This is a genomic window from Bradyrhizobium sp. LeoB3 (assembly GCF_055456055.1).
The window spans coordinates 1-1,593 of the sequence record NZ_JBVBEF010000277.1; the positions used below are offsets into that span (position 1 = coordinate 1).

Annotated in this window: 1 protein-coding gene; it reads right to left on the minus strand. The window is 64.7% G+C overall.

Annotated elements, in window-relative coordinates; all coding sequences use genetic code 11:
• Positions 1-459: 459 nt before the first annotated feature.
• The coding region (locus ACZXDY_RS45815; RefSeq protein WP_464349999.1) for a M16 family metallopeptidase at positions 460-1,593 on the minus strand (1,134 nt) is incomplete at its 5' end.

The following is a 1,593-nucleotide window of genomic DNA, read 5'->3' on the forward strand; positions in this document are numbered from 1 at the left end:
ATGCCTTCATCCGCGCCTACAATGAAAAAGCACAGCCCTTCGCCTGGACGAAGAAACGAGTCCGCCAAAAGCGGTTCGTTGGTGAAACTTTTTTGACGATCTGGCAGAGATGCTGGTCAGGTGTTTGGCCGTCCGAGACAGCGCCGCCGGCATCCAATTCGAGGCCAAGAGCCCAGGCTCCTTCTACCAATTGTAGCCGATCTGACCTCCGGCCAGGAACACAGGGCTATCGACGAGGTCACCGTAAATCGACCGACCATAGAGGATCACGAAACGATGACCGGCCGTAGCCGCCTCCCACGTGCCCGCCGATATATCCTCCGGTCCGGCTCCACAGTGCCGGTGGGACCTTTGCTGCCGGCTTAAGATCGGCCGAATTGACGGCACCGCTTGCAACGAGCGCAGCTGTTGCGGCACCCCAACGAAGTTCAGATCGCATATCACCTCACGAACACAAAGTTAGTTAGGTGTTGCCGGCGTTGCGGCTGATGGCGCGGCGGCCGGTGGGCTGACGGCGGGCGGCGGCGTTGCGGCGGATGGCGCGCTGGCCGGCTGGGCCGCGGCCTGCGGGGTGCGGCCGACGACGACCGTGAGCAGGCCCTGGCCCCAGACCCGCTGCGACACCTTCCTGGCATCGTCCAGCGTCACCGCGTCGACGATGGCGTTGCGCTTCTCGATGTAGTCGATCGGCAGTCTGTCGGTCTGATACTGCAGCATCGCCTGCGCGAGCTTCGAGGAGGTATCGAGCGCCAGCATCTGCGAACCCTTCAAGTACGACTTGGCCTCGTCGAGCTCCTTCTGGGTCGGGCCCTCCTCGGCCATGCGGCGGACTTCCTTCTCGATCGCGTCCACCGTCTCGCCGGCACGATCGGCGCGGGTGCCGGTATTGCCGATGAACAGCGAGGAGTGCTCCATCCAGACCAGCGCTCCATAGACGGAATAAGCGAGCCCACGCTTCTCGCGCACTTCGCGGTAAAGCCGCGAGGACAATCCGCCGCCGCCGAGGATGTGGTTGACGACGTAGCCCGGCATGAAGTCCGGCTCGTGGCGGCGGATGCCGGGTCCGCCGAAGGTCACGACCGTTTGCGGTACGTCGAGCGGAATGAGGGTGCGCTGCGGCGGCTTGGCCGCGACGATGTCGGCGACCGGCGTGAGCGTGGCCTTGGCCGGCAGCCCGCCAAAGGTCTTGTCGAGCAATTTGCCGAGCGCGTCGGGATCGACATCGCCGACCACGGCGACCTTGAGCGTGTCCTTGGCGAGCACGCGGCGGACATAGTCTTTGAGCTCGGCGATCTCGATCGTCGGCACGCTTTCGAGCGTGCCCTGGGCCCCCCGGCCGTAGGGATGGTCGCCGAAAGCGACTTCGAGGAATTTGCGGCCTGCAAGCGAGCTCGGGTTGGTGGATTCGCGGCGCAGGTTGGACAGCACCTGCGCACGGATGCGCTCGACATCGCGCGCCTCGAAGCGCGGCGAGGCCAGCGCCGTGCGCAAGAGGTCGAAGGCTTCGTCCTTGTTCTCCTTGAGCATGCGCAGCGAGCCGCGGAAATTGTCGCGCTGCGAGGAAAAGCTCAATTCGATGGCGCGGCGATCGAG